Source organism: Deltaproteobacteria bacterium (assembly GCA_016183235.1).
In the GTDB taxonomy this organism is placed as follows: Bacteria; UBA10199; UBA10199; order DSSB01; family JACPFA01; genus JACPFA01.
This window is the reverse complement of sequence record JACPFA010000021.1, coordinates 75,488-98,594: the sequence shown is the minus strand read 5'-3', so window position 1 is coordinate 98,594 and position 23,107 is coordinate 75,488. Positions and strand designations below refer to the sequence as shown.

Sequence of the window (23,107 nt, the reverse complement as noted above, 5' to 3'; positions counted from 1 at the left end):
TGCTAAAAGCTTGGGTGGTCACGGTTTCTTAACCCAACTCTGTCAAATCGCTTCCGCCAGTCATCTAGAAATCTTAAGCCAACAACTTTTGGCTTTAGCTTCGAGCTATAACTTGAGCGAAGGCCACGAAGCCGGTGCCTTGGTGATTTATCAAGCCTTAAGTGGTGGGCCGATGGGTTTAGCCAAGGGCAAGGTGGTTGATGATGCCAACGTTGCCTTGAGTGTGATGCAAGGAGAGGGAAAATATAAAGTAGCTGAAGTGGTACATGCCGCCCGTGGGTTACAAGGCAGGTTGGGTAGCCTGAATATGATGGGGATGCTGATCACAGGGGGCTTGTTATCGCGGTTCGTCAAGGTCTGGATGATGGGCAAAGGGATAGGGTTAGTGGAAGGAGTGAATCAAGCGAGGGCTTGGGAGTTATTATCGGCAACGACTGCAACAGCGGCCGAAGTGACGTATGTGACGGGCTGGATGGAAATGAGCCAGCATGGGGAAATAAACTGGGACCGTTATTGGAAGACTTGGGCGCATAATGCGGTGATATTTGGAGGTGTGAGGGCTGGGGTTGGAATGGGGTTGGCGGGTCGAGAAGCAATTCATGGGATGAGTGCCGCGGGATTAGCGACGAGACATTTGGAATATTTGAAGGTGACGGAAGGGATCGCGCGGCATGCGGTACCGATAGCGTCGTTAACGGTATTGGATAAAGCAACCGACCCGAGTGGGAGGTCATGGTTTAGTACCACCGTGCATGCAACGGCCACGACGGCGGAGTTGGGTGTGGCAGGATATTTGGGAAGAGCGGCGGTACCGACAGTGCATCGATTGGAGGCGGGGCAAGTTTTCAAAGAACGGCTGTATCGTGGCATCACACAAAATCCGCAGCTCACCCGCATTTACCAACATGCGGGGCGTAATTTGCCGGACTTTTTGGGCAATCTCCCAGCAGACCTGGCCACGGGGCCACAATTCGCCATGGCAATGGCCAATGGCGCCGATCCACGACTTGCCGGCCTAAGCCTTAGAACAGCCGCCCCTGGTGCAAGCGGCGCAGGTAGCCCCGGCGAACAACCGCGCGGGCCGGTCGATCACCATTATGAAGGTCGCGTTGGAAATTGGCGAGCCTGGGCCCCCTTGCCCGGAAAAAATTTAGGTAAAAATTTTCGTCCGGTTCCCACTGCACCCAAGGCCGATCTCATCACCTCACCCGAAGAAGCACAAATTGAAGCCGTCGCAGCTGGCATGGGTAACCGTACCCTCCCCTATTTCCGCCGAGCCATGGCCGGGCTTCGATTCCCAGGGGTAGGTAAAACCGCCACTGAAGGCGAACCCCTCAACCCCCTGCAAGAAGGTTTCACCACCTTAACCCAACGGGGAGTGGAGGCCAGGGCCCGACTTAATGAACGACGAGGGCAATTATTAGGCCGAGTCAAGCCCGTCAACCGCGAGGCGGAAAGCCAGGCGGTCGAGGCCTACTGGGCACGGGGTCGACAATTATTGGGAGAAGAAACGACCCACGGCGAAATTGACATGATTGCCGAGATTGAGTTGCACCGTCGGATCCGTGAACAAATTGTAGCAGGGACAGCCGATCCCAGAGCCATGCGAGCCGCTGGCTATTCCCCCACCCACGGAGATGAACTAGTTTTAGAAGCAGCCAAGATTACCCCCGAATTGCTGGCCGGCATTGTAGAAAGCACCCCTGCCCTGCAAAGCGCGCAGGGAGCCCAAGCGCTAGTGGAAGCCAGCCGACGTTACTATGAAGCGAAACGTACCGCTGAAGAAGGGATTGGGAGACAATATGCCGATCTCGATGCAACCAAAAGACAACAAAAGGCCTTGCGTACCGAAGCCAAAGGGCAACGTGTAGATCAAGCCACCAGCGCTCTGGCAGAAGGCATCTCAACCCGCTTAGATGAAATCGTTTTAGCACTAGACGAAGCAGCGCAAGCCCCCAATTGGAATCAAGCCCGATTGGCCTCGTGGCGTGACCTTCATAACTCTGGGCTTGAATATGTTCGAGATCAAAAAGCAGATGTCGCACTTGCCCTGGCTAACATTCAAGATGGTGCCCCCAATGCCGCCGCCAACAAGCTTGCCCTTTGCGAAGTCCAACGAGATTTAATTCATTTAGAAATAGCCCTTGACTATCACCTCCGCCAAATTCCCTTGCAAGAGGCCATGGCCAACTTTTTGGCAGATCCCCGCACCGCCCAAACCATGACCGCAGAAATGGCCCTGCATCAAAAGGTTTTGGTAGCAGCTCAAGAGTTAGAAAATCCCATGTTAGTGGATGCGCTCGCTAGCCCTGGCACCATAGCCTCCCTGCCTAAAGATTTACAAGGCTTAGCACAAGCCGTGGTCGACACGGGGAAGACACTGCGCGATGTTCAAAGGGTGCAAGGCTTAGGAAACATGATCCAAGGTATTAGTTTTCTGTTTCGTGGGCAGTGGCATCGGGTGCAAGGGCAGTATGAGCGAGCGGTCAAAGAACTCTTAGCCGTTGGCGGCACCAGGCTGACTCCCCTCCTGATCGCCCACGTAAACCAGGGCCTGAAAACTCGTTCGCTTGATCCCTTTGCCGCAATGGCCAATGCTCGTCTTCCCATCTATGCCGCACAAAACCGAGAGGCAGATCGCTTTGCCGATGAGGTGAAAGCTAACCAAGCTACGATTAATGCATTGATGAAAACCCAAGACAAAGAAGAATTGGACCTCGTCATTGCTGATTTACAATTTCAACGGCAGCGAGCCCAAGGCTTCTTTGACCACTTCGCTCAATCACCCGATGCAGCAGTAAAAAAACGGGCCGAACGCCACAAAAAAGAAATCGAAAATTTATTGAATGATCTGGATTTTGAAATCAAAGGACTTGCAGATCGGGCCTTCCGATATTTGGCTGGGCACAAAAATTCCCTATCGCTCACCCGGCAAGTAGAAGCATGTCTGAATATTGCCTTCCGCCAACTCAACCCCTTGCTGGGGAAAATTGCCGGTCAAGATCTACCCGCAGCGACTGTCATGTTTGAAGGTTATGCCCGTAAAGTGGATGGCCCCGTCGGGTTAACCGAATGGGCGGCCTTTGGCTGGGCGGTCACTCAGATGGGGCTTCGTTCTAAATGGGCCGATATTTGGGGAGCCACCCGTCGAGTTCACGACCGAACCACCATGAATGCAGGCGAATACGCCGCCACTTCTTTGTTCACCCGACAAACCCATCATGCAAACCCCCGCGAAGCAGCGGCCTATGCGTATCAACCCTTCCACTTTGGAAATCATCATGAAAGTTGGGTGAACTTCTTTGGTGAGGGGCTCAACTCCGCTACCGCCCTGCAAGGCCCTTATGCCAACGTGTTAAGTTTTTCACGCATCCAAGCCAAAACCGATTTAGGCACCCTCATTGAAAATAGCAGTGGGTTCAAAAAGATTATCTTAAAACCACTAGGCTACCTCATTGATTTAATGACGACTCGAGTCGGCTACGAAGTTCATACTGTTGAGCGGGCCGTCACCCAAGGAGGCTATGCCTTGACCTATGGTGATTGGGCAAGCAACCGGATTGGCCCACAAACCACCCTCAACTTCCCTCAGCTCACCATGGCACTTTATGGCACCTTAGGATTTAATAGCGAACCAATTGTCCCCATTCCCGCCACCGTGCGCTCTACCGGTCGCGACTGGCTGATCACCCGCACTGCGCAAGCCTTGAGTGGCCGAACTTATGGGGTGGAGGCCCAAAGCAATGTGCATGCCAGCACGGTAAAACCCGGCAAACCCAATAGCTTTAAATTCACCCATGCCCACACCCACACCGCCGGCACTTACCTGCCCGCTGGTTTCACTGCCGACCCCGTGCTGCGCAACAACACGCAACGCTGGTATTGGTGGTACAACGGCAATCATCCGCAACATTATGCCGCCGCAGTCCCCAGAATTGACCGTGCCTTGAGAGATTATCGTCAAATCCCCAAAGGCCTACCCCGCGACCCTATGCTTGCTGCCGAAGCCCGCACTTTTGAAAATGACCCTACAGTTTTTACCCGTGATCTCGCCAAACGTCAGGCCTTTGCCAACCACGTCGCAGCAAAGCTTACCGAAGCTCGGGCCGAACTTGCCACGATGAAGGCCAACAACCACCCCGACCAACAAGCCATTTATCGCACCGAACGACGGGTCGAACGCTACGAACGCGCCTTGCTCCGAGCCGCCTTGCCTTATGCCCAAGTGGCGGCCATGCGCACCGTCGATCAACAAGCCGATGCCTTTGCCAGTGAAGCCAGAACCAACCCACAAATGACCCCTCTCCTGCAACTCCGTATGAATCGCATCTCCGCTGCCGAACGCGTTGAACGTGCGCTGGCCCGCGGCGAAACCCCAGCCCCTGGCGATTATGTGGCGGCCTTACGCCTTGTAAATGCCTATCTTGAAACCCCCATCACCGAACCTGATGCAGTAGAAATGGCCTTCCGAGCAGCCGCTGAACGCAGTGACTATGCCCCATTACGTGACCCAAAATTACTCGAAGCCGAACGCATCCGCGAAAAGACCCGCGCCGACGCCAACTCGCTAGCCACCGGCCTTTACGCCCGGCATACCATGCTTGATCCCGTTGAAGCTGTAGTAGCGGTCGCAGTTAAGGTTCTCACCTTCGGCGCCGTCAATCTGCATAACCCCCGGCTCGACCCCATCCGCACGGTTTACACCCTCGGCACGTTTATTGTTTGGGCCGTGCCTATCGGCTGGACCTGTGGCCTCATTAATTATTTCACCGATGGCAAGACCCCCATTTATCACTGGTGGATCCAACAAGCCGGCCGCCACGTCATGGCTGCCACAGGCTATATCCCCACACTTCAACCCGAAGCCGTCGCCAACCTTGAAACCGCACGCGTGCAAGCCCTGCGCGAAGGTCGGCCGCTGCTCGTGCTTTCTAACCACGAAAGTTGGCTGGATATTCCTTGGGATGTAGCCATGTTGCCCGAAATCCGTTTTGGATTTAAGAAAGAAGTGGGCTGGCAAACCGGTGGTGCCCTCATCCCGCATTTTTCATGGGGCCGTCATATTGAACTGGATCGGCCCAATCAGCCACCGTTGTGGAATCCCAAAAAACCCGAAAAGAGTTTCTTAAAACCAGAATATGCAAAAGCTTGGAAAGCCATCGAGGCTAGCGAACGGCAACGCAGAATTGCCGCACTTGAGGCTCGCCTTGCAGCAATCGATCCAACCACAAACCGCGATGCTTACAAAAAAGTTTTAGAAGAAATGGGTGATATTAATCCTAAACCTGAAGATTTTCTGGATATTCGTCGCATGAATCACGCCTTAGAGGGTGATGCCGCACACAACTTAGGTGAATTTGTCAACCAAGCCGCATTTGCTGAGGCCTGGGCCCGCGCTGGCGTGGATGGCCCCGTCCCAACATTCATTGACATGATTCAAAACTCCGAAGGCTACGTAGCCGCCTTCCGAAGATATATTGGCAAACGCGATGCCGCTGCCGCCCAAATGAAAAAAGCGGGCGAAGACATGCTCAAATACAAAACCGCCGCCTTGTTCTATTTGTCCGGCACCCGCTCTCGCGGCATTGGCCCCGCTAAGAAGGGCGCCGCCCACTTAGCCGAAGGCCTTAGCCCTGAACCCATCATTATTAATTTAACCGGCATGGGCACCGAACCCATCATGCCTCGCGGTTGGCGTGGTTTGTTGGCGGGCACCCATTACACCACGAACTTGCGCGTCGATGTCTTTGACCCACGTACCGTTGAGGGCAATAAAACCGAACGCATTAATGGCATCACAGATGCCAATCATCAGACCATTCAACAGAATTATCTTGCTATGATGGCTGAAGTTCGCCAACGAGCCTTCAACAATGATGTCCAGGCCCGCGCTCAATGGGAAGAACTTAAAAAAGTGCTAGGCCCTGGTGTGACGATGTTGCGTCAACGCGATTGGGCAGGAGTGGCCAAATGGTGTCGCACCAAACCATTAACTGACTTGGGATTTTTGTTCGAAGTCTCCGAACGTTTCCCCGAAATTGGCGAACGCGTTTACCAGCCAGTCGAACCACCACCCGCAACTCCTCCGTCCAACCCAACCCCACCGCCACTACCCATTGAACCACCTCCGCCCGACGCACCAACACCTACAGTTTCATTAACCGCTCGAGCCGCTGCAGCAACCAATGCCCCTACTATGCCCGGACTTGATGGTTCGTCTGGCATCCCCCCCATTGATCCAAGCACTTTAGATCGCATGAGCCCCGATGCCCGCAGGGCCTTCACAACACACAGCTCCCGAGCTGCGGCCCTTGCCGCTAGCGCAGCGCCACACCCCAATGGCCTCTGGACGCAAGCGTTGGCCCATGCTGTGGCCATCAATGGCAGCACCATCGTCGCAAGCCCCGATCGCAATTCTGCCTTAGGCACCACAAGCCAAACTGCCGTTTGGGTCACCATCGATCCGTCGGGCAAGCGCCTCCTTCGAGTTGACACAATAAAACCACCCAACGACGCTCTTACAGCTCAACAACTTGTTTTATTCGGGCATTGGGAACCTGCAACCCAAACTCTTGTCTTACCCGCTCCTCACAATGGCAATGGTAATGGTAATGGTAAAACGCGCGCCCCGGTCCAAATTCAAAGCTCCAAATTTGTCCCCCCTAATGGCCCTTCAGATTTAAAACAAAACTAACCCTTTCTCTCTTCACCAAAATTCATTGACTTTTGCTCATAATCATATAATATGTACTTCATGCAAAATACTGATTTTAAGATTTCTGTCACCAAGGCGGTTAGAACTTTTTCGGAATTGGTCAATTGTGTTTATTACAAAAAAAACCGTTATCTACTCGTCAAGGGTAATAAAACGGTTGCCAGCCTAGAGCCCTTAACCGCTTCCCCTGAATTTAAGGTAAGCGATTTTTTAGAACTGCTAAAATCACTCCCCCATTTAAAAGATCAAGAGGCCAAAAGTTTTCAACGTGACCTTAAAAAAGCAAAAAAAGGCCTAAAATCTCCACATAACCCATGGGCTATTTAATCGACACCTGCGTTCTCATTCAAACAGAACGTACCCAAAAAACACTGCAAGATTTTTTTCTAAACTTAAAAGAAGAACCTATTGGTTTAAGTGTCATATCAGCAGCCGAACTACTCCATGGCATCCACCGTGCAAAAGATGCAAAAACAAAATATAAGCGCTCAGCCTTTGTCGAAACCATTCTTGAAAAGATCCCCATTTATCCCTTCGATTTAAAGATGGCCCGTATTTATGCCGAACTCTGGGCCAACTTAAAAAAATCCGCTGTAAACATCGATACCCATGACCTGTTAATTGGAGCCTGTGCTTTAGCACTCGATTTTTCAGTAGTTACTTTTGATCGCCGAGATTTTAGCCGAATCCCAGGCCTTAAAACAAATTTTCTTAAATGATGCTAAGGGGAATGACAAATAATTGACTCAATGAGTGAGTATGATATACTCACTTCATGAATACAAGATTACAAATTCTATTAAAACCTAAAGAATATAAAACCTTAAAGAACTTAGCTAAAAGTTTGCGTTTAAGTCTTGGGGAGTGGGCCAGGCAAACCTTACGTTCAGAAATAAATAAATTTTCATCCAAAAGCCCAGAAAAAAAGCTGGCTATCATTCGCAAATTTAGCAAATATCAATACCCCACAGCATCTATTGAACAAATGAATCAAGAAATCTCTCAAGGCTATTTATAAAATGATCTATCTTGATTCTAATATCCCCATGTATTTGATTGGAGCTGACCACCCTAATAAGACCTTGACAATTATTACCCTAGAACGTCTCACCCAAGAAAATCAAAAACTCGTTACCAGTACCGAAGTATTTCAAGAGATACTCCATCGCTACACGGCCATTCAAAAAAAAGACGCCATTCAAAAAGCCTATGATGTTCTGTTAGAATTAACCGATCATATTTTTGATATTACGCGATTAGACATTGAAACAGCAAAAGATTATCTATTGTCTCACGCCAATATCTCTGCCCGAGATGCCATTCATATAGCTGTTATGAAAAGAAATAAAATCAACACTATTTTAAGTTTTGATCAAGGGTTTGACCAAATTTCTAAAATCACAAGAATCCCTTAGGAGCCGCACCGAAATAAGGTGGACTTTTAGCACTCAGATTGGGGTCAGATTTGGCCGATCTGAATGAGCAAAACCGGAGGGCTAGCAAAAGCTAGCTTGAGGATTTTGCGATTGAAGATCGGGCAAAGATGACCCCAAGATGAGATGCTAAAATGTTCATCTTATTTCGGTACGGCTCCTTAAGATCCCCACCAAATAAAACGACCCCGTCACCACGCCAATATTTTTGCCGCGGCAATTTAATAAGCGCTGATACGCGGATTTTGGATGCCTAAAATATTCAGCTCCACGAATTTTAAATTCCCTTCGCCATGTTTCCAGCTTCACCGCTCGTGGGTGCAAAAATTCCGTAAAAATAATTTTCTTGGCCAATGGCCTAATGACATTGATAAACTTTTTTCGATCTTTACTCGTCGCCATCCCAACCAAAAAAATGTACTTGTCATTGCGAGGAGCTTTGTGACGAAGCAATCTCTCCGTTTGAGATTGCTTCCCCCGGATCAAAGTCCGGGGTCGCAATGACAGCTTTTTTAAAAATTTTACCAGCGCCTGAGCCGCCTCTAAATTATGCGCCCCATCCAAGACAATATTCCCCCGCACCTCCATCCGCCCCGGCAATTCAATCCGCCGCAAAGCTTCTTCTAGAATATTCTGCGCAGGAAAATATTTCCCTCTTTGCCAAAACCACAGCGCCCTCAATGCTAAGGCTAAATTATGCCTTTGAATGTGACTATTTGGAAAGTAACTTTTTAGAAGCGGGAAGAGGCTACTCGAAACCCCTTTGCTGGGGTTGAGAGAGTCTCTGCCCGATTCTAAAAAGTTACTTTCTATTTTAGGTAGAAAGCATAATTTACTCTGCTTAGCTTTATCTTGAATGAGCCGCTTAACATGACCTGGCACCTTACCAACAAGGGCTAGCTTCCCTGGCCGAAATATCCCAATCTTCTCCAAAGCAATCTTCTCCAACCCACGGCCCAAAATTTCTTGATGATCATGCCCCACACTCACCAAAACCGACAAGCCGGGGTCCACAACATTGGTGGCATCAAACCGCCCCCCCAACCCCACTTCTAAAATAGCAATTTTAACCCTAGCCCGCCGAAACACCTCCAAAGCAAGCAAGGTGGTAAGTTCAAAAAAAGTGGGCCTGCCTGTAATCTTTTTTTTCTGAAAATATCTCAGCACTTTTTCAAGTGTTGCATTCGTGACTTCCCGATTACCCACCACGATGCGTTCATTAAATCGCACCAAATGCGGCGAAGTATAAAGCCCAACCTGCAGCCCCTGTGCCCACAACAACCCATGTAAAATCCGCGCCACCGACCCCTTGCCATTGGTCCCCCCCACTAAAATAAATTCGATACCCCGCTTCGGATACCCCAACCGCTTCAACATCTCCCGCATCCGCCCCAACCCCGGCTGGTATTGTTGGTACTCGGTAGTTCCGTATTCCATCAATTGTTTTAATAAATAATTCACAGTTGTATGTCATATATGGGTGTCGGATCAATGTCCGGCATGACGGCATTACGTCATCCCGGGCTAGACCCGGGATCCATTCATTTCATTCTTAACCCAACATTGTCATTTTAATAATTCCCTTATCTTAATTACCGCCGCCAACTGACTTGCCATGGCATATAACCACTTAATATCTTCTGATTTAAGTGGCATGCCTCCGCGACGGTCGGTTATATTGACTACCCCTAAAGTCTCTTCCCCAATCTTCAAGGGTGAAGCTACGATGGGCACTGAAAGTGACGCCTCAGATTGGTAACGAGGATTGGGAGCATGTCGCATCAATTCTGCTTTCCCTTTTGAAAATACTCGCCCTGCAATCCCTTGCCCTGGCTTAACCACAATTTTTTGCATCAGGTTCGGCTTGTAACCTAGGCTGGCTACCATTTGAAGTTGCTGGCTCTTGGCCTCAAGAATCATAAGACTTGCCCGATTAACATTGAAAGCATAACCAATAAACTCGAGAAAAAATTGATATAAATCCGCTACGGCACGGCGCTCTCGCAACCTCTGATTAAGCCGTTCAATCAGTTCCACAAATAAATCAATGTTCTTTTTCGGCACCAAACTTTTGACCATGATTAAAGTATTGACCTGACCCCTTCGTTTTAACTCACAACGATCCATCGCTTGCAAAATCAAACCCAACCCCCGCCCATGTTCGATCAAAGCCATAGTTGTTTTGGGCCGCAGCAAATAAGGCGGCCCAGCATCAAAAACCTCTAAAATAATTTTTTTAGCAGTTAACCCAATTTTAACTTGGGCGGGGCGTTGCTGATGACAACAGCCGTGCTGAAAGGCATTGGCGAGGCTTTCTTGTAAGGCTATTCTCAGATCTTGGCTAATCAAGGGGGATAAATGTTGATACCCGCGCTGCGCACCGATCCATCGCAAAACTTTTTTAATTTGCGAAGCAATTTTCGCAGTAGAAGTAACGCTGATATCAAAAGATTGCTTCGTCGTTCCTCCTCACAATGAATGAATGGATGCCGGATCAAGTCCGGCATGACGGCATTGCGTCATCCCGGGCTAAGACCTGAGGATCCATACACGACATCAGCTTCACTCATGAATTTAAAGCCGCTTCAAGGCTATCATAAATTTCAAACACTCGATAAAGCCGGGTAATTTCAAAAATAGTGCGCACTTGGTCAGAAAGCGAAGCCAGTTTAAAAACACCGTTGTTTTCTTTTAAATTTCTAAAAAAAGAAATAAAGGCCCCCAACCCTGTAGAATCGACAAATTCAACCTCGGCCATATCTAAAATGACCTTTTGGGATGGCGCATTTTGAGTTTGTTTGAAAAATTTTTTAAGCTTAGGCGTGTGAGCCGCATCAATATTGCCGCACAGCCTAATCACACAATAATCACCCATCTGACTTTGCGTTATTTCCATATTAAACTTGCGGCTTCTTTTGTGCCGTTAAATGTTCCACCATTTTTTTAACGTCTTGAACCCGATCTTTGGGTACTATCAAAATAGCATCGGGCGTTTCCACCACCACCAGGCTCTCCACCCCCAGCGCGGCAATTAGGCGAGTTTGCGACCAAAGGATATTGTTACGACTCTCCAACACCACCACTTCACCACTCGTCGCATTGCCCGCTTCATCCTTAACTAAAAAATCTCCCAAACTATCGAGGGCCCCTACATCGCTCCAGGCAAAATCAACTTCTACCACCCCTACTCGTTTAGATTTTTCAAACACCGCATAATCTACCGAAATATTTTCAGCCTTGGCATAAAGCGCCGATAATTGGCCATAAAACTCCTGTTTTGTATCCAATTGACTAAATAGTTCACCCAAACTAGGGCTATGCAAGCTTAGCTCTTCTAAAAAAGTTGTGGCTCTAAAAAGAAAAATCCCACTGTTCCACAAATAACGCCCCTGCCTAATATAGAGGGCCGCCAAACTAGCATTGGGTTTCTCATGAAACTTTTTTACTTGATAAGTCCCCACCACGCCCAAGGGCCGATCCCGTTCAATATAACCATAACCGGTCGCCGGAAAGGCCGGCTTTAACCCAAAGGTCACCAACCCATCCCGTTGGCCTATCAATTCCACCGCCCTTAAAATAGAGGCAGTAAATTTTTTATTTTCATGCATGGGAATGTAATGATCCGCCGGCATCACCAGCATCATGGCTTCAGGGTCGCGATCGGCCAAGACTTTGGCTGCCAAGGCCAGGGCCGGTGCCGTATTTTTACCTTCAGGTTCAACCAAGATTTGTTCAGGTGTTACTTGAGGTATTTCTTCACGAATCACCTTGGCATGCACCTCGCCACACACCACCCAAACCTGCTTAGGCTCTACTAATCCAGCCAATCTTTGTAAGGTCCCTTCAAACAAAGACCCCTCTTGCCCCATCCGCATAAATTGTTTGGGATGATTTTTACGCGACAAAGGCCAGAGCCGGGTCCCGCTCCCCCCTGCCATGATCACCGCATAAAGATGAGAAATTTTAGCCGGCATACAATAATGACCCATACCCAGCCCCTCACCCTTACGCAATCAATAAATAAGCAAATCCCCGCACCTCATATCTCTCAAATATTTGCAGAGAAGTCTTTTCGAGGTAGAGAGAGGTCAAGGGAGAGCCTTTTAGCGCTAAAGGTCGGACGTACGAAGGCTAAAAAATTTTATTGTTTTTTTTGAATTAGAGGATGACAGAGGAATACTCTAATTCAATTAAAAACAAAAAATTTTTTAGCCTGAGTAGGCCGACCGGGCGCGGGCTCTCACTTGGCCTCTCCCTACCTCGAAAAGACGTGGCTAAGAAAGGAAGATTGCCACGCCCGTTGGGCTCGCAATGACATGGAGGGAGAGTTAGCGCTCGATTCCGTATTTGCGCACTTTGCGATAAAGGGTGGCCTGCCCAATATTGAGCAGTTTGGCCGCCATGACCATGTTGCCCTCTAAATGCCGCAACGCCTCCGCAATGGCCGCCTTCTCAACTTCTTCGAGCGGGCTAATTTTTGTCTCTGAACTTTTGATCTCTACAACTTTACGTTTTTTACGAATCTCCAGCGGTAGATGCTTTAACTTCACCGTGCTGTCATTATATAATGCCACCACCCGTTGAATGGTGTTCTCCAACTCTCGCACATTACCAGGCCAATCATAACTCACCAATGCTTCAATCGCCTCATGATGAATTTCATGCATAATCTTTTCTTGCTCCCGCGCATAACGAATCAAAAAATGTTTGGCTAATAAGGGAATATCCGCCCGCCGTTCGCGCAACGGCGGCACATTCATGGGAATCACATTCAAACGGTAATACAAATCTTCTCTAAAGCGCCCGGCCTTCACCTCTTGTTCAATATTGCGATTGGTGGCCGCAATCACCCGCACATCCACTTCGACTTCTTCATTGCCCCCCACACGAAAAAAATGCTTTTCTTGCAACACGCGTAATATCTTGGCTTGCAAGGCCAGATCCATTTCACAAATTTCATCTAGAAAAAGTGTGCCGCCTTGCGCCCGTTCAAAGCTACCAATGTAACGCCGCTCGGCCCCCGTGTAAGCCCCCCGCTCATGACCAAACAATTCGTTTTCTAACAACTCATGCGGAATGGCCCCACAATTAATATCGATAAAGCGATGAGTGTTGCGGGTCGAGAGATGGTGAATGGCTGCGGCCACCAATTCTTTGCCCACCCCCGATTCACCTAAAACCAAAACCGTAGCCTTGGTTTTAGCAACGGTTTCGACAGTCTCAAATAATTGCAACATCGATTCACTTTGTCCCACAATACCCATGAAATTGCCCACGGGCTGTAACTTAGGCTCCATCTGATAAACTCGCCTAGTCAAGCGATAGCGATGGGCTTGGTGAAGCAAACGATCGCCCAAAGTTTCTACACCGGTAGGCAAGATCAAAAAATCGGTAATGCCTTGCTTCATAAATTCAACTGCCGTTGCCACCGGGGCTGTGGGTGTCAACACAAAGATAGGGATTTGATCATCCATTTCTTTTAATTCTTGAATCAAAGCTAATTCCACTTGGGTTGGTTCTTCGGCAAAATTTAACACCATCCCATCATATGAACCCTTCACCACCTTGGCCAAGAGTTCATCAACCGGCACACAGGTAACCACCAAGCCCTTTATTTTCAACTGTTGCAGAAGCGCTTCTGAAAAAGCATTCTTTCCATCCCAACACAAAATTTGTGGCATTTGCAGTTGCATGTTTAGCTCGATTTCCTAAATTCGTTCACATCAATATCGTATTTTTTCACAATCTTTTTAAAATTACTTCTGTCCATCCCCGCCCGATCGCTCGCCACTGAAATATTCCCCCGGGCTTGGTGCAAAATATTTTTAATATAGGTTTTATTGAAAATATGCAGGGCCCGCGTTTTGGCATCTTGATAAGAAAACTTGGTGAGATCTTCTTCTTTGTCATCCAACATATAAAAAGTAGAAGACAAAATTTTCACTGGCAGATCTTTGGCTTTAATTTGGTCTTCGGTAGCTAGCACCACACTGCGTTCCACCGTATTTTCTAACTCCCGTACATTCCCCACCCAGTGGTAACTTTGCAAAGCCTGCATACTATCAATCGAAAACCCGGTAATATTTTTGCCCGTCTTTTCATTATATTTTTTCAAAAAATGCTGGCATAGCAGGGGAATATCTTCGGCCCGCTCTTTGAGGCTGGGCATATTAATGCCAATAACATTCAAGCGGTAATACAAGTCTTCCCGAAAAGTCCCCGCCTTGGTCATTTCCAACAACTCTTTATTGGTCGCCGCAATAATCCGCACATCCACGTGTTTATTGTCGTTGCCGCCTACGGGTTTAATTTCGCCATTCTGCAACACCCGCAACAATTTTACCTGAATGCTTTGCGGGATTTCTCCAATTTCATCTAAAAATACGGTGCCGTGGTTACCTTCTTCAAAAAGCCCTTTTTTGTCATAATAGGCCCCGGTGAAAGAACCCTTGGCATGGCCAAAAAGTTCTGACTCTAACAAACCCTCGGGGATCGCTGCACAATTGATTACCACAAAGGGATTATTTTTACGCTTGCTGGTTTGATGAATGGCCTTGGCCACCAATTCTTTGCCGGTACCCGATTCGCCTTGAATCAACACGCTGGAGTTGGCAATCGAGATATTCTTAATAATTCGATAAATCTCTTGCATAGGTTTAGAGCGACCCATGATCCCTTCAAAACTATCCACGTCTTCGGTATTTTCTTCTAGTGATTTAACCTTCATCACTAAACGGTATTTGGTAATTGCATTGCGTAAGGTCAAGGTGACTTTATCGAGCGAATCAAAAGGTTTGGTTAAATAATCATAGGCCCCTGCTTTCAAGGCCTTTACGGCATTCTCCACGCTGCCTGAACCAGTAATCAAAATAACTTCGGTATTGAGTTGGGTTGATTTGACGTATTCTAAAATTTCAAACCCAGAATATTTGGGCAAATTAATATCGAGCAACACACATTCCACTTCGTGTTTCGACAAATAATCCATGGCCTCAATGCCATTTTTACAAGCCGCACAGCTTAACTTTTCGTTTTTAGCCACCCGTTGAAAAACTTTAACAATCGATTCTTCATCGTCGACAATTAACAAGGATGTGGTTTTTTTAGTACTAGGGCTTGATGTCATGGTTACCTCGATTGAGCCTTTTAATTTTTTCCACTAACGTGGTGCGATTTAAATGTAACAAGTGAGCGGCCTTGTTTTTGTTGCCCCCCGTTCTTTCCAAAGCTTTGGCAATGAGTTCATTTTCAAAATCACTCACCACCTCTTTGAACGATATCCCTTCATCTGAAATTTGCACGGATGTCATAACGCTGGTGGGCCCTTTTAAAAATTTTTGCAAAATATCTTGAGCCTTCAGCACAGCCCCGGGATAAAGCACCACCACCCGTTCAGCAAAGTTTTCCAACTCCCGCACATTGCCCGGCCAAGTGTAGGAATAAAGTAAGGCCATGACTTCAGGGCCGAGCACGGGTTCGGCCAACTGATTTTCTTGGGCATATTTTTTTAAAAAATATTCTAAGAGTAAGGGTATGTCGGCTTTGCGATCACGCAAGGGCGGCACGGGTATGGGGATAACATTCAAGCGATAATACAAATCTTCACGAAAATGCCCTGTTTGCACCACCTTTTCTAAATCTTTATGGGTGGCTGCAATCACCCGCACATCAACTTCGACTAATTTATTAGCCCCCACACTTTCAATTTTTCTTTCTTGTAAAACCCGCAGCAACTTGACTTGTAGTTTAGGGCTCATGTCGCCAATCTCATCCAAAAACAAGGTGCCGTGATTGGCTACTTCAAATTTTCCACGATGGTTTTCAATGGCTCCGGTAAAAGAACCTCGAGCGTGCCCAAACAACTCTGATTCTAATAACCCTTCTGGGATGGCCCCGCAATTCACCGTCACCAGTGGAAAGGCCCAGCGACTCCCCCGCTCATGGATTGCCCGAGCAACCATCTCTTTACCCGTGCCCGACTCACCCAAAATCAAAACCGTACTATCGGATTCAATCACCTTCCGCATGAGCGCAAAGACTTCTTGCATGGGTTGCGATTGCCCAATAATTTCTGGGAAATTCACCGGCCACCTCCTACTGCACGAATAGACTTTGGCAAATAAATTTTAAATAAAGTCCCCGCAGCAAGTTTGCTTTGCACTTCGATTTTGCCACTATGCGCCTGAATAATTTGATAAGTAATCGATAACCCTAGGCCAGTGCCTTGGCCCCGTGCCTTAGTAGAAAAATAAGGGTCAAAAATTTTAGGCAAATGTTCGGATGAAATCCCTGCACCATTATCTTCAAACCCAATCATCACCTCGTGTTTTAGGGATTCGGCAAAGATTCTCACCCAACCCTGGCCATTCACCGCTTGGCAGGCGTTGGTGAGCAAATTCAAAAATACTTGTTCTAAGCGATTTTCATTGCCCAACACACTGGGTAACTGGGTGGGCATTTCATTTTTAATTTCAATCTTTGAATCTTTCCACTGCGTACGCACTAAGCTCAAAACTTTTTCCATAACTTTAGAAAGCGAAACCGCCTTTTTTTCTAGCTTCGAAGCCGGCCTTGCAAAGGCAAGTAAATCTTCGATGATACGTTTACAAGCCAAGGCATTGTGTTCAATCTCGGTTAGGTCTTGATAAATCTGGCTTTCCGCAGCAAGTTCTTTTTTAGCCAATTGGGCAAAGGCCAAAATACCCCCCAAAGGATTATTGATTTCATGGGCCACCCCGCCGGCCAACAAGCCAATGGCCCCCAATTTTTCTGACTGAATCAGTTGTTCTTCTAATTCTTTAAGCCGGGTTACATCTTGGTAATGCACCACATAATGTTTTTCAGGGCTCGTGGGGTGCGGAGGCAAGGGATAGCTAAACGCCAAAAATTCACGGCCATCGGAAAAGGCATCGAGGTTTGATTTACCTTGCTGACGTTGCATGGGGCACCGGGGGCATGGGCCCGTGCGATGCGCAAAGACCTCGTAACATTTTTTCCCAATGATGGTCTGCACCGCTTGCCCGCTACTAGCGGCTAGGGCTAGATTAGCTCGGTCGATCTTATAATGTTCGCTCACCACCAAAACCGGGTCAACAATGGCATCAAAGGTTTTTTCCCAAAGATATTTGCCGCGAGAAAGAATTTCCACCAAGCGTTCAAGCTCTGCCACCCTATGATCAAGCTTGTCTTGTGCCATACTCATGAAGATACCTCGAAAAATGCTTTCAAAAGCCGGAAAAAAGCCTTATGAAACTTGGTACAGTTACGGTTTAAACCCAGACCCGAGGAACTATGTAAGAACTACCTGGGTAAAATTGTACTAGGTTGTCAGAATCTTGTCACCGTTTATCTTAACGATAAAAAATTTTTCGGTAACCGGTGTTAAAGACTCTGTCATTGCGAGGCGAGGCCGAAGCAATCTCTTAATTGTGTGAGATTGCTTCGTCGCTGACTCCTCGCAATGACAATCAATAATAACCTATTGTTTTTATTTAAAATTATTTATGGACAAACCCATCACTTACCGTGAGGCTGGTGTCAATATCGACGCTGGTAATGCCTTTGTAGAAGCCATCAAACCCCTCATTAAAACCACCCAGCGCCGCGAGGTTTTAACTGGCATCGGGGGTTTCGCAGGCCTCTTTTCCATCAATAAATTAAAGTATGAAGAACCGGTTTTGGTGGCCTCTACCGATGGCATTGGCACCAAACTCAAGCTTGCCATCGAATACAATTATTTAAGTGGCCTAGGCCAAGACTTGGTCGCCATGTGTGTAAATGATGTGCTTTGCACCGGCGCCGAACCGCTTTTCTTTTTAGATTATTTTGCCACTGGGAAATTAAAACCCGAACGCTCGGTAGAACTCATTCGCGGCATGACGGAGTCGCTCAAGGCCATCAACTGCGCCCTCATTGGTGGTGAAACCGCCGAAATGCCCGGGGTCTATCACGAAGGCGATTTTGACTTAGCCGGCTTTACCGTGGGCGTGGTCAATCGCAAAGATATCATCGATGGCAGCTCGATCGCCATTGGCCACAAGATCATCGGCATTGCCTCCAGCGGGGTGCACAGCAATGGTTTTTCATTGGTGCGCAAAATTCTTGCCAGCGCAGAGCTCGATGTTCACAAAACCTATCCTGGGTTTACCGAACCCTTGGGCCGCATTTTATTAGAACCCACTCGCATTTACGTCAACCCCATCCTCCACTTGAAAAACCACTACCCCCTGTATGGCATTTGCCACATCACCGGTGGAGGATTGATCGAAAATATCCCTCGAGTTTTACCCGAATCCTGCAAGGCCCATCTCAATTGGGGTTCTTGGCCGGTCTTACCCATTTTTGATTTTTTACAAAAACACGGCCGAGTCGAACAAAGCGAAATGATCCGAGTTTTTAATTGCGGCATTGGAATGATTTTGATTGTCAGCGCCCAAGACACCCAAGATTGCATCAGCATGCTACAAGGTTTAGGCGAACAAGCCTTCGAAATTGGAACCATCGAATCCCGTAAACCCAATGAACCCGATTTTATACTATGACCTTTCACATTGCCGTCCTCGCCTCTAGGCAAGGTTCCAATTTAGAAGCGATTTTAAAAAATATTCAAACCGGTCGTTTATCAGCTCAAACTAGCTGTGTGATTTCAGATAATCCAAAGGCCAAGGCTTTGAAGATTGCCGAAGCCCATCATGTGCCCACCCACATTATCGAAGCACAAAACCTAAATCGCGAAAATTTTGATAGACTTCTGATCGCAAAACTCCAAGAATACCCCATCGATTTAATCGTCTTAGCGGGATTTATGCGACTACTCACTCCAACTTTTCTAGCAGCCTATCCTAACAAAGTAATTAACATTCATCCTGCGCTGTTGCCCGCTTTTAAAGGCCTGCACGCCCAACGTCAAACCATCGAATACGGCGCTAAAATTGCGGGTTGCACCGTGCACTTTGTCGATGCAGGCACTGACTCAGGCCCCATCATTGCGCAACAGGTGGTCCCTGTGCTACAAAACGACACCGAAGCAAGTTTAAGCGAACGCATTTTAGTTTCTGAACATCAACTTTATTCTGAAGTGATTGAAAAATTCGCCCAAGGCAAGGTTCATCTCCAAGGGCGCAAGGTCAAAGTGGAATACTATTAACCGTCCCGTTACAGTATGGACATCTGACTTCAGCTCATGGCCTGCGACTGCGTCAGATTTCACAAAAAGTGCTCGACGTAGCCACAGCTACGCCTCCGCGCTTTTTGCTCATCTTCCTTGTCTCGGCTCATGATCTTATGTCATATATCCATACTGTAACGGGACGGTTAATAATAAAAGGAGTCTCTATGAAAAAATTATCTTTAACTTTGCTTACACTCACTTGTTTAATGTTATCCACCCAATCCTGGGCCCGAGAAGGTAGCTCAGTTGGGTTACTAGGCGTGGGAGATTTTTTTCTTACCGATGCCAACCCCCAATTAAAGATTGGCCCCGGCGGCGGTATTGCGATTGATTTTCGTTTCAATCAACGTTGGGCCTTAGAATCTGACTTTTATTTTAGCATCCACGATGGCAAGGGCCCCAATGCCGGTGACGATAGTCAATATCTACTGGGCATACCGAATGTTAATCTAAAATTTTATTTCATGAGCGAAGAAGCCAATATTGAACCCTATGCCCTAGCCGGTATTGGTCTTTACTTTTTGACCGAAGGTTCACGCGCTGATGGCACGGGTGGCGTTGGCATGGGCGCACAAGTAGGCTTAGGGGCCGACTTCTATGTGGCCGAAAGATTATCGGTTGGTTTATCGGCTCAATTTCGGTCGATTGGCCTGATTCAAAGCAACAGTAATTCCAGCGCCCTCATGGATTTTGGAATGACTGGCAATGTAATGTATCACTTTTAAATGGATGCCGGCTCGGGGGCCGGCATGACGTCATCCCGGGCTTGACCCGGGATCCATATATGAAATGCTATTATGTCTGAAAAATATTGTGATGTACTCATTGTAGGGATGGATTTGGCAGGGTTAATCACCGGCGCCTTTTTGGCCAAGCGCGGGCTGTCGGTGATTGTGCTCAACTTCGACAAAGAACTTGCGTCCACCAAAAAAGATATCCAACCCAATTTAGTCACCCACCTCGACAGCAAGCTGTTTAAAAGCATCTTAGGGCGGCTATCGATCATGGACCACGAATTAGCCGTCGTGCGCAAACTCTCTATCCCTTACCAAGTGGTTTTACCCAACCATCGTCTCGATGTCTTCACTGATCGCGATCTCTTTGAAAGAGAACTCAAGCGAGAATTTCCGTACGACTTTAAATTGGTTAAAGAATTTTATAGTTCCATGGATCTTTTTGAATCGGTACTCGATACCGAAACTTTGCAAGAATTAATTTTGCCTAAAACCTTTCAAGAAAAATGGAAATTTAAAAAATTTATTCAAAATAGCGGTTTAACCGAACGGCTTTCGAGTTATTTAGAAGATTTAAAGGCCAACCTCGACATCAAAACTTTTTTAGAAGCCCAACTGCGCTTTCTAGCCAGCACCTATTCTGACAACCCTTATACTTATGTTATTTCTAAGCTGCTCTCGAATGAAAACTGTGTACTCTACGAAGTTAAAGGTGGCATGGGTCGCTTAAAAAAGGTCTTTTTAGATAAAATCGAATCTTATTCGGGCGTGATTAAAAACAATGTTCACATCGAAGCCTTAGAAATTGAAAAACGCAAAATTCAAGGGATTCGCCTAGCCGGTTTTGAAGGCACCATTGGCTGCCGCTATTTATTGTGGAATGCCCGGGTCCGCAGCATTGAGCCGTTTATCCCCAAAAGTTTTTGGACCCACACCATGCTCAAACAAATTCGCTCGATTACCCCCAAACAATATCACTTTAGTATTCGTTACGAAATTAACCGAGACGAACTCCCCGAGGGCATGAAAGAAAATCTGCTTTTCATTGCCGATCCCAACAAACCCCTCACCGGGTCTAATTTTTTTCATGTTAATGTCTTTCAACCCACCGAACTTGCAAGCCATGCCCCTATTTTTCTAAACGTTTCTTATTTGTTAGAAGCCGAATTTTTGCATTCCCCCAAAGAATTTTTACAAGTCATCCACGACGAAATCAGCGACCACCTGCACCACCTCATGCCCTTTGCCGAAAGTTTAAGGCTCATCTTCCCCCTTGATCAACCCGCCACTCACGAACAAGAAGAAGGCAATTTATTATTCGCCCTAGAAAAAGACGATTTTGAAATCTTTCGCGAAAACGCCCAAGAAAACCCTATTTACGAAATCGTCCCCAAACGATTTACCGATCTTTTCCCTATTTCCAATCGCACTTTTTATAAAAATTTATTCCTCACCAGCCCCGAAGTGCTAGCCGCCTTAGGCTTTGAAGGCAAACTACTCTTAGGCCTCAAAACCATCGACCTCATTTGGCGAGAAATCGAAGTAAGCCGCAAAAAAGCCATCCGTCAACGCAAAATAGCTTAAGGGATTCTTTCGTAAACAGGAGAACAAAAATATTATTTGATGGGTTTGTTGAAAAATGCACTTTCTGTCATCCCTGCCCCTGCCTACGCAGGGGTAAACTCCGGCAGGGATCCAGTCTTTTTTTTCACTAAGTGAAAATAGAGCGCGATGAAAAAGTATTTTATTTATATTATGGCAAGTCGAAGAAATGGAACGCTCTATATTGGTGTAACTAATGACATAGTGAGAAGAGTTTATGAACATAAAAATGATCTGATTAAAGGATTTACTGAAAGATATAAAGTGCATCATCTTGTTTACGTTGAGGAAACTGATGATGTGAATGCAGCCATCACACGAGAAAAACAACTTAAAAAATGGAAAAGAAGTTGGAAATTAAGACTGATAGAAGAACTGAATCCAAAATGGAAAGATCTCTATGAAAAGCTTTTATGAAGTTTATCCGGCAATAAACAAACACATGACTGGATCCCTGCCGGAGTTTACCCCTGCGCAGGCAGGGGCAGGGATGACACACGCGCTATTATTTCAATAATTTTTCGACCTCACTATTTCTTCAATCTTTTAGTTGGTTCTTCGATGATATTTATTTCGAAGCGTTTTAAACACGCTCGATGCATCTTCTGAAAGATGCTTGTTAAGCAATCTACTCTGAATCAAACCCCTCAATCGTAAATAAATGATTTTAAAGATCAATAGCAAAAAATTACTCCTCTTCCGTAAGGTCATCTAGCAGATCGATGAGTTCTTTATCTTCTACCGTGGGGTGGGTCTGTTCTCCAGCGCGGGTAATTTTTTTCAACTGCTGGGCATCATTTTTATCTTCTTGCACATAAGTGCTCTTATTCATTTTTTGCAAGGCACGATTATGCTCAGCATAATATTCTTTTAATGCATCAGCATGAAAATGAATTTTGAGTTCCAATTCACGCAAACTCGAAGGCTTAGCGACTAACAAATCAAAAATAAAACCCTTAAATGCAGCATTGACCTTAATGCCTTGGGGGCTAATAAAACCTCGCTGTTGCATTTCTTTTAAAGTTTGTTTCCAATCATCTTCTTCTAAAGTGGTTAGATGAGACAAAACATTTTCATAAAATTGCTCAAGCCACTCTTTAGAAAAATTCCCCTCTTTTAAACGCGCTGGTTCAAAATAATCTTTTAACTTATCCCAACTAAAGGGCTTGGTAAATTCTTCAAAAGCTTCTGGCTCAATAACATAATGATCGCCCTTCCGATAACGAGCTAGCGATTTTTGCATTTTCACTTTAGGTAATTTTTGTGGATCCACCAACTTTAAGGTATAGAACCCATCCACATCTTCTGGCCACAAATGCAATCGTTCCGGATCCTCCGAATAAGAAAGCAGCCGCTCCCATAATAATCCCGAATTTAAGACCGATTTTTTCATAATATTGGTAACTATTTGTAAAAAGCCTTTTCGAAGCCGGAAGTGCAAAGTCTTGCCGAA

General features: G+C 46.7%; 19 protein-coding genes. 10 read left to right on the top strand and 9 right to left on the bottom strand.

Translation table 11 applies throughout. The features are described from left to right. The 5 genes from HYU97_04875 to HYU97_04855 all read left to right on the top strand — a co-directional run. On the top strand, positions 1-6,694 hold a 6,694-nt coding region (locus HYU97_04875; protein ID MBI2336077.1), incomplete at its 5' end, for a hypothetical protein. A gap of 60 nt (positions 6,695-6,754) precedes the next feature. After that, entirely contained in the window at positions 6,755-7,042 is a 288-nt protein-coding gene (locus HYU97_04870) for a hypothetical protein (GenBank protein MBI2336076.1), read from the top strand. Next, on the top strand, positions 7,030-7,434 hold the full coding sequence (locus HYU97_04865; protein ID MBI2336075.1) for a PIN domain-containing protein: 405 nt from the start codon (positions 7,030-7,032) through the stop codon (positions 7,432-7,434). Before HYU97_04870 ends, HYU97_04865 begins: the two co-directional genes overlap by 13 nt. Positions 7,435-7,490: 56 nt before the next feature. Continuing rightward, on the top strand, positions 7,491-7,733 hold the full coding sequence (locus HYU97_04860; protein MBI2336074.1) for a hypothetical protein: 243 nt from the start codon (positions 7,491-7,493) through the stop codon (positions 7,731-7,733). Between the two features lies 1 nt (position 7,734). After that, a complete protein-coding gene (locus HYU97_04855; GenBank protein MBI2336073.1) occupies positions 7,735-8,130 on the top strand; it encodes a type II toxin-antitoxin system VapC family toxin in 396 nt (131 codons plus the stop codon). Positions 8,131-8,286: 156 nt separating this feature from the next. Here the strand turns inward: HYU97_04855 and HYU97_04850 are convergent, their stop codons facing one another. From HYU97_04850 to HYU97_04815, 8 genes are all read right to left on the bottom strand, one after another. Continuing rightward, positions 8,287-9,609: a hypothetical protein gene (locus tag HYU97_04850; GenBank protein ID MBI2336072.1), complete on the bottom strand. Its 1,323-nt coding sequence runs from the start codon at positions 9,607-9,609 to the stop codon at positions 8,287-8,289. 105 nt (positions 9,610-9,714) lie between these two features. Beyond that, positions 9,715-10,542, bottom strand: a complete 828-nt coding sequence (locus tag HYU97_04845) for an ATP-binding protein (GenBank protein ID MBI2336071.1) — start codon at positions 10,540-10,542, stop codon at positions 9,715-9,717. A 172-nt stretch (positions 10,543-10,714) separates the two neighbouring features. Continuing rightward, positions 10,715-11,044, bottom strand: a complete 330-nt coding sequence (locus HYU97_04840; protein MBI2336070.1) for an STAS domain-containing protein — start codon at positions 11,042-11,044, stop codon at positions 10,715-10,717. Between the two features lies 1 nt (position 11,045). Further along, entirely contained in the window at positions 11,046-12,137 is a 1,092-nt protein-coding gene (locus HYU97_04835) for a mannose-1-phosphate guanylyltransferase (GenBank protein ID MBI2336069.1), read from the bottom strand. A gap of 339 nt (positions 12,138-12,476) precedes the next feature. Next, positions 12,477-13,841: a sigma-54-dependent Fis family transcriptional regulator gene (locus HYU97_04830; GenBank protein MBI2336068.1), complete on the bottom strand. Its 1,365-nt coding sequence runs from the start codon at positions 13,839-13,841 to the stop codon at positions 12,477-12,479. 2 nt (positions 13,842-13,843) lie between these two features. Further along, complete coding sequence (locus HYU97_04825; protein MBI2336067.1) at positions 13,844-15,274, bottom strand: sigma-54-dependent Fis family transcriptional regulator; 1,431 nt, start codon at positions 15,272-15,274, stop codon at positions 13,844-13,846. Next, a complete protein-coding gene (locus HYU97_04820; protein ID MBI2336066.1) occupies positions 15,258-16,232 on the bottom strand; it encodes a sigma-54-dependent Fis family transcriptional regulator in 975 nt (324 codons plus the stop codon). The genes HYU97_04825 and HYU97_04820 overlap by 17 nt, the downstream gene beginning before the upstream one ends. Further along, positions 16,229-17,344, bottom strand: coding sequence for a PAS domain-containing protein (locus tag HYU97_04815; protein ID MBI2336065.1), 1,116 nt, complete (start codon positions 17,342-17,344; stop codon positions 16,229-16,231). Before HYU97_04815 ends, HYU97_04820 begins: the two co-directional genes overlap by 4 nt. 307 nt (positions 17,345-17,651) lie before the next feature. Between HYU97_04815 and HYU97_04810 the strand changes: the two genes are divergently transcribed. The 5 genes from HYU97_04810 (at position 17,652) to HYU97_04790 (ending at position 22,071) form a co-directional block, all read left to right on the top strand. Next, positions 17,652-18,689 carry a phosphoribosylformylglycinamidine cyclo-ligase gene (locus tag HYU97_04810; GenBank protein MBI2336064.1) on the top strand — a complete coding sequence of 346 codons (1,038 nt, stop codon included), beginning with the start codon at positions 17,652-17,654 and terminating at the stop codon, positions 18,687-18,689. Further along, the gene (locus HYU97_04805; GenBank protein MBI2336063.1) at positions 18,686-19,294 is read left to right on the top strand and encodes a phosphoribosylglycinamide formyltransferase; all 609 of its coding nucleotides are present in this window, start codon (positions 18,686-18,688) and stop codon (positions 19,292-19,294) included. The genes HYU97_04810 and HYU97_04805 overlap by 4 nt, the downstream gene beginning before the upstream one ends. Positions 19,295-19,482: 188 nt before the next feature. Further along, a complete protein-coding gene (locus HYU97_04800; GenBank protein ID MBI2336062.1) occupies positions 19,483-20,043 on the top strand; it encodes an outer membrane beta-barrel protein in 561 nt (186 codons plus the stop codon). Positions 20,044-20,115: 72 nt separating this feature from the next. After that, the gene (locus tag HYU97_04795) at positions 20,116-21,636 is read left to right on the top strand and encodes a hypothetical protein (protein ID MBI2336061.1); all 1,521 of its coding nucleotides are present in this window, start codon (positions 20,116-20,118) and stop codon (positions 21,634-21,636) included. Positions 21,637-21,783: 147 nt separating this feature from the next. Continuing rightward, positions 21,784-22,071, top strand: coding sequence for a GIY-YIG nuclease family protein (locus HYU97_04790; GenBank protein MBI2336060.1), 288 nt, complete (start codon positions 21,784-21,786; stop codon positions 22,069-22,071). Positions 22,072-22,342: 271 nt separating this feature from the next. Here the strand turns inward: HYU97_04790 and HYU97_04785 are convergent, their stop codons facing one another. Then, on the bottom strand, positions 22,343-23,047 hold the full coding sequence (locus tag HYU97_04785) for a hypothetical protein (protein MBI2336059.1): 705 nt from the start codon (positions 23,045-23,047) through the stop codon (positions 22,343-22,345). Positions 23,048-23,107: the final 60 nt, after the last annotated feature.